The organism is Roseovarius sp. MMSF_3350 (assembly GCF_030733425.1).
In the GTDB taxonomy this organism is placed as follows: Bacteria; Pseudomonadota; Alphaproteobacteria; order Rhodobacterales; family Rhodobacteraceae; genus Roseovarius.
This window is the reverse complement of sequence record NZ_JASHIZ010000015.1, coordinates 98,892-105,671: the sequence shown is the minus strand read 5'-3', so window position 1 is coordinate 105,671 and position 6,780 is coordinate 98,892. Positions and strand designations below refer to the sequence as shown.

The 6,780-nt window shown below is 66.9% G+C and carries 6 protein-coding genes; 2 read left to right on the top strand and 4 right to left on the bottom strand.

Annotation, left to right across the window (positions count from 1 at the left end):
* Nucleotides 1-507: DNA repair protein RecO (gene recO / locus RBB31_RS14825; protein WP_306130076.1), on the bottom strand; the 507-nt coding region annotated here is incomplete at its 3' end.
* 152 nt (nt 508-659) lie between these two features.
* On the opposite strand from recO, the gene RBB31_RS14820 reads away from it, so the two are divergent.
* Entirely contained in the window at nt 660-3,719 is a 3,060-nt protein-coding gene (locus RBB31_RS14820) for a VWA domain-containing protein (RefSeq protein ID WP_306130075.1), read from the top strand.
* 4 nt (nt 3,720-3,723) lie between these two features.
* A complete protein-coding gene (locus tag RBB31_RS14815) occupies nt 3,724-4,095 on the top strand; it encodes a VOC family protein (RefSeq protein WP_306130074.1) in 372 nt (123 codons plus the stop codon).
* A gap of 243 nt (nt 4,096-4,338) precedes the next feature.
* Here RBB31_RS14815 and RBB31_RS14810 read toward each other — a convergent pair whose 3' ends face one another.
* The 3 genes from RBB31_RS14810 to RBB31_RS14800 all read right to left on the bottom strand — a co-directional run bounded on the left by RBB31_RS14810 (nt 4,339) and on the right by RBB31_RS14800 (nt 6,699).
* Nucleotides 4,339-4,671: a DUF1491 family protein gene (locus tag RBB31_RS14810; protein WP_222452510.1), complete on the bottom strand. Its 333-nt coding sequence runs from the start codon at nt 4,669-4,671 to the stop codon at nt 4,339-4,341.
* Nucleotides 4,672-4,744: 73 nt separating this feature from the next.
* Complete coding sequence (gene era / locus RBB31_RS14805; RefSeq protein WP_306130073.1) at nt 4,745-5,653, bottom strand: GTPase Era; 909 nt, start codon at nt 5,651-5,653, stop codon at nt 4,745-4,747.
* 59 nt (nt 5,654-5,712) lie between these two features.
* Nucleotides 5,713-6,699 (bottom strand): NAD(P)H-binding protein, encoded by a 987-nt coding sequence (locus tag RBB31_RS14800; protein ID WP_306130072.1) that lies wholly within the window; start codon nt 6,697-6,699, stop codon nt 5,713-5,715.
* Nucleotides 6,700-6,780 lie beyond the last annotated feature (81 nt).

Genomic DNA, 6,780 nt, shown 5'->3' with positions numbered 1-6,780 from the left:
CGTGCGCGGCGAGATGAAACTCAGGTCGTTCGCCGCCCGCCCCTTCACCGCGCATTCCGACAGGTCCAGCCCGAACCCCATCTCGTCGAGCAGCGCCATCTCCCACTTCAGATAGGCCAGCGGCCACACATCCCCCTGCCCCAGCAAATCCAACAGCGCCTCGGTCTGCCCGTAAAGCCGCCCATGCGCCTCGCGCTCGGGCAGGCAGAACAGCAGCAAGGACGTCACCGCGTTCAGCCCCGCCAGCGCCACCCGGTCCCCCAGCGAGGCCGCCGCGCGCGACCGAACCGGCTCCACCGTGAACGCACCCAGGTGATCCTCCAGCCGCGCCTTCCACGTCACGTCCACCTGTCCGCCGGGCTGTAAAACCGGGGCCATCTTGCGCGACGCCCCGCCGCGCACCACCCCTGCATGCCGGCCCTTTGAAGGTGTGAACACCTCCAGGATCGCCGCCGCCTCGCCATGCGGGCGGCTGGCCAGCACTATGCCTTGGTCGCGCCACTCCATTACACCGCTCCACCTTCCGAACGGCCATAGGACATCAAAAGATGAACCCTGCCAAGGCCCGCCCCGACCCACGGTCTGGAAATCCGGACATGACCGGGGGCCTGAGGTATGCTTATCTGCCCCCGAACAGATTTTTCGCAAAGGGGTTCTCGATGACGTGTTCAACCGCCCGCGCCCTGGCGCTGACCACCACGCTTCTCGCCGCCCCGGCGGCGCTGGCCAACGACAACGTCATGGTGGTCTTCGACGGGTCCAACTCCATGTGGGGCCAGATCGACGGCACCGCCAAGATCGAGATCGCGCGGGACGTCATCGGCAACCTCCTGGGCGACTGGGCCGACGACCGCAGCGTCGGCCTCATGGCCTACGGTCACCGCTCCCGCGGCGATTGCACGGATATCGAGGTGATCGTCGAGCCCGGCGCCGCCCAACGCTCCGAAATCCTGGACCGCATCAAGTCCATCACCCCCACCGGCAAGACCCCCCTGACCGACGCCGTGGAACAGGCCGCCACGCAACTTTCCTACACCGACCGCCCCGCCACCGTGGTGCTCATCTCCGACGGCCTGGAAAGCTGCGAGCGCGACCCGTGCGAACTGGCCCGCGCGCTGGAAAAAGGCGGCGTCGGCTTCACCGCCCACGTGGTGGGCTTCGGCCTTGGCGCGGACGAGGACACCGGCTCGCTCGCCTGCATCGCCGAGGAAACCGGCGGGCAATACATCCAGGCCTCCAACGCCGACGAACTGGGCGCCGCCCTCTCCGCCGTCGCCACCGCCGTCGCCACGCCGGAACCCGAGCCAGAACCGCAAGCCCCGCAGGTCACCGTCGACGCGCCGGATACGGCCGTCGCCGGCAGCCCCACCACCATCACTTGGGACCCCACCGTGTCACAGGCCGACTATATCGCCGTCACCCCCGCAGGCGCCCCCGAAACCGAACTCGGCCAATACACCCGCATCGGCAAGAACACCGAAGTCACCTTCGCCACGCCCGGCGAGCCCGGCGCATACGAGGCCCGCTATTACAGCACCGAGACCAAGACCGTCCTCGGCACCGACCCGATCGAGATCACGCCAGCCCAGGTCACCCTGCAAGCCGCCGACACCGTCCAGACCGGCAGCCCGGTCACCGTCAGCTGGTCGCCCACCATCAACCCCCGCGATTATATCGCCATCGTCCCCGCGGGTGCCGATGCCGGCACGCTCGCCAATTACCGCGCGATCAACAAACACGAGAGCTTCGACCTCACCGCCCCCGCCGATCCGGGCCTCTACGAGATCCGCTACATCCTCAACGTCGACAGCCGCACCGTCGCCAGCCGCCCGCTCGAAGTGGCCGACCCGCAAGTCACGCTCCAGACCCCCGAAACCGCCCTCACCGGCGCCGAAATCCCGGTCAGCTGGTCCGGCACGGTCAACGCCAAGGATTACATCACCATCGTCCCGATGGGCGCCGAGGAAGGCGCCTACACCAACTACTTCCCCGTCCGCGACGACAGCTCCGGCCGCCTTCTGGCCACCGCCGATCCCGGCATGCATGAAATCCGCTACATCCAGCGCGAAGGCAACAAGACGCTCGCCAGCGCCACCATCGAATTGCTGGCGCCCGAGGTCACGATCAGCGGCCCGGCCACCGCCGTCACCGGCGCACAGGTCCCCGTCAGCTGGACCGGCACGGTCAATTCCAAGGACTACATCACCATCGCGCCGGTGGGCGCCGATGCCGGAACCTATGGCAGCTACCAGCCGGTGCGCGACGACGACACCGTCACGCTCACCATGCCCTCCGATACCGGCATGTACGAACTGCGCTACGTCCTGCGCGAAGGCCCGCGCGTGCTGGCAACCGCCCCGATCGAGGTCGCCGCCCCCGAGGTCACCGTCTCCGGCCCCGAAACCGTAGCCACCGGCGCACAATTCACCGTCTCCTGGACCGGCACGGTCAACCCCAAGGATTACGTCACCATCGTCCCCGTGGGGGCCGAGCCAAACACCTATGGCAGCTACCAGCCCGTGCGCGACGACACCGAGACGCGCCTCGTCGCCCCCTCCGATCCCGGCATGTACGAATTGCGTTACCTCCTGCGCGAAGGCCCCAAGGTGATGGCCACCGCGATGATCGAGGTCACCGAGCCTCAAGTCACTGTCTCCGGCCCCGAAACCGTCTCGACCGGCGCGCAGTTCAGCGTCTCGTGGACCGGAACCGTCAACGCCCAGGACTATGTCACAATCGTCCCGGTGGGGGCCGAGCCCGCGACCTTCGGCAGCTACCAGCAGGTCCGCGACAAGTCCGAGGTCAACCTGACCGCGCCTTCCGATCCCGGCATGTACGAATTGCGCTACCTCCTGCGCGAAGGCTCCAAAGTCATGGCCACCGCCATGATCGAGGTCACCGAACCGCAGGTCACCATCTCCGGTCCCGACAGCGCCGCCACCGGCGCATCGGTCACCGTGCAATGGACCGGCACCGTGAACCCGCAGGACTACGTCGTGGTCGTCCCCGCCGGAGCGCCAGAGAACGAGTACGGCAACTATCAGGTCGTGCGCGATGCGTCCCAGGTGGCGCTGACCATGCCCGCCGATCCGGGCATGTACGAGCTGCGCTACCTCCTGCGCGAGGGCCCCAAGGTGCTGGCCACCGCCATGATCGAACTGACCCCGCCCGATGTCACGATCACCGGCCCCGAACAGATCCGCGCAGGCGACGACATCGCCGTGGACTGGACCGGCACGGTCGCCACCAACGACTACATCAACCTCGTCCCGATGGGCGCGGCGGATGACACATTCGGCATCTATTTCACCGTGCGCGAGGCCACCTCCGGCTCGCTCAAGGCCCCGGCGGAGACCGGCCTCTACGAGATCCGCTACGTCCTGCGCGAAGGCACCCGCGTTCTGGCCCGCCACACGGTCGAGGTGCTGGCCGAGGACGCCGCCCTCAACACCGGCGCCGCCCTCACCGCCCCCGACAGCGCGGCGCCGGGCAGCACCATCGACGTCTCCTGGCAGGTGGACAGCGCCAGCGCCGACCAGCGCATCACGCTCGCGCGCGGCAACCAGGCAATCTTCACCTGGCTCCAGGCGGTCAAGATCACCGACGGCGCCACCACCGCCCAGATCGACCTGCCGAATGAACCCGGCGTCTACGAGCTGCGTTTCCTCGACGTCGCGGGGCAAGAGGTTCTGGCCCGCAAGGTCATCACCGTGGAGTAGACTCATGCACAAACCCCAAGGCTACCCGGATGTTTCCGCCTACCTGATCGTGCCGGACGCGGCGGCGGTGCTCGACTTCTGCGCCGCCGCCTTCAACGCCGACCGCCTGCGCGTGATCGAACGCGAGGGCGGCGGCATCATGCACGCCGAATGCCGGATCGGCGACAGCGTGGTGATGATGGGCGAAATGCCCGACGGCCCGCCTGCCAACCTGCACCTCTACCTCGCCGACGCCGAAGCCGCCTTCGACCGCGCCGTGGCGGCGGGGGCCGAAATCGTCCAGCCGATGCAGTCCAAAGGCGACGGCGACCTGCGCGGCGGCGTCCGCGATGCCAGCGGCACGACATGGTGGATCGCCTGCCAAGAAGAGGCGTAGCACCCCCCGGCTGTCACATCGCCGTCCCGGACCTGATCCGGGACCTCCCGGCCAACCGGACCAACGCACAAGGCATTAACCGCCCCTTTACCGCGCACGCCTCGTTAACCCGCCGAAACTCACGGAACCGCACCGTTGCAATACCACCCAGATACCGACGCGATACCGACGTCCCGTTTTCACTTAATCCAAGCCCGTTAACCTTTGTCCGGCTCCGTAGGGTGGGTGCCAACCCACCTGCCCTCAATCCCGCAAGCCAGGCTCGTCAAGCAGGTGCCGCCCCTGCCGATCCTCCACCTCGATCACCCATAGATCGGGATCGAAGGACCGCTGTTTCGCCACCGCCTGGTCGACATCGCGCTCGTCCCCCTCGGCCAGCGTGACCCATGTCCGCGCGCCGCTCATCAGGTCGAAAGACCGTTGGAAAACAGATGCTTGCCCATCCAGCGTGTTCAGCTTCACCAGCACCGCGCCGCCGGTGTCATCGCCATGCGCCACCACGAAGGCCGGGATCTCCATCAACCGCAGCCGTGCCAGGTAGGCCTGCACCCAGAACTCTGCCGTCAGTCGGCTCATGGCGCAACCCGCCCCGGACTTCGATCCGGGGCCTGTCCCGGACCCCGATCCGGGACCTCTGTGCCAAGGCCGATCACCCGTTTCCGTCCTTGAAATCAAGGCCCATCTCGGAATACCGCTCGGCTTCCTCCAGCCAATTGGGCCGCACCTTCACTTGCGTGAACAGGTGCACCCGCCGCCCCAGGAACTCTTCCAGCTCGGTGCGCGCCGCCTGGCTAACCGCCTTGATCGTCTCGCCTTTCTTGCCCAGGACGATCCCCTTGTGACCGTCCCGCATGACATAGATCACCTGGTCGATCCGCGCCGACCCGTCCTCGCGCTCTTCCCAGTTCTCGGTCTCCACCGTCAACTGGTACGGCAGTTCCTGGTGCAGCCGCAGGGTCAGTTTTTCGCGCGTCATCTCGGCCGCGATCATCCGCATCGGCAGGTCCGCGATCTGGTCCTCGGGATAGAGCCACGGCCCCTCCGGCATCTCGTCCGCCAGCCACTTGCGCAGGTCCTCGACACCATGTCCCTTCTCGGCGGAAATCATGAAAGTCTCAATGAATTCATGCCGTTCGTTCAGCTCCTTGGTCAGCCCCAGCAGCACCTCGGATTGCACCCGGTCGATCTTGTTGATCGCCAGCGCCACGCGCCGCCCCTTGGGCAATTCGTCCAGCCCCTCGAGGATCTTCTCGACGCCTTCGGTCACGCCCCGATGCGCCTCGACCAGCAGCACGATCACGTCCGCATCCGCCGCCCCGCTCCAGGCCGCGGCCACCATCGCCCGGTCCAGCCTGCGGCGCGGCGCGAACAGCCCCGGCGTATCGACAAACACAAGCTGCGCATCGCCTTCGATGGCCACGCCGCGAATGCGCGCCCGCGTGGTCTGCACCTTGTGCGTCACGATGCTGACCTTCGCGCCCACCATGCGGTTGAGCAGCGTGGACTTGCCCGCATTGGGCTCCCCGATCAGGGCGATGAAACCGGCGCGTTGGGTCATGATGCAAAGCCTTTTGTCACAAGGGCTTCCCCTACCCGATCCCTGCGCACTTGACCAGTTCAGAACACCGCATGGACCCCCCGCTCCAGCACGACCTCGCCGCTCGCCAACGTTGCGTAGTAATCCGCCAGCCGATCCTGCCCGAATTCCGGTGTCGCGTCGGCATCATAGCACTGCCTTGCTTCATCCCAGACCAGCATCGACTCGGTCGCGTAGTACCGCCCGATCCGCGCCAGCTCCGCCTTGGCCCGGGCGCGCCTGTTTAACCTTCCGGTAACACTCAGTGTGGCAATGATGGCGTCGAGCAAACCCACCGGCACCCGTTTCATCCGGAACGGAACGCCCAGCGAATCGGCCAGCAACCGGCCTTGCTCCTCCGGGGTCAGCGCCGGACCGGGCCCGCCCACCGGCAGGATGCGGTTGGCACAGGCCGGATTCGTCAGCGCGTTCGCGATGAACCGCGCCAAATCGCCGTCGCTGATCGGCTTGCAAGCGGTCAACCGACCGTTGCCAAAGGCAAGGTAAGGCTTGCCCGCCCGCATCCTGTCCACTTGTCCGGACAGCGATTTGAAAAACGCCGTCGGCCGCACGATCACGTGGCACAGGGTCGAGGCCCGCAACTCCGCCTCGAAGGCCAGCTTGGCCTTCTGGAACGCCAGCACCGGCTTCTGCACGCAGATCGCCGACAACAGAACGAAGCGCGCGATGCCCTCCGCCTTTGCCGCGCGCAGGGCCACCGCGTTCAGCCCGTGATCGACAGCCCAGGCATCCCCGGGCGCACCCGTTCGCGACGCCAGGCAACTGACCACGGCGTCGGCCCCGCGCATTGCCTTTTCCAGCAGCTCGGGCGCGGACAGGTCACCGATGACATACTGCACCCGCTCAGGCACTGCCGGGTCGGCGCGGCGCAACGGGCACACGACATCATGACCATCAGCCAGCAGCGCCTCCAGGACCGCCCGCCCGATCGTGCCGCTTGCCCCCAACAGGACAACACGCATCGTCGCGCCGGAAGGCTGCAAAAGGTAGGCTGAATCCTCGCGCATCAACGGCACCCGCTGGTGTTTCGAGCAGACTACGCAAGGCGCCATCGGAAACCAACCCGCCGCCGAAAATCCTTTGAGAAA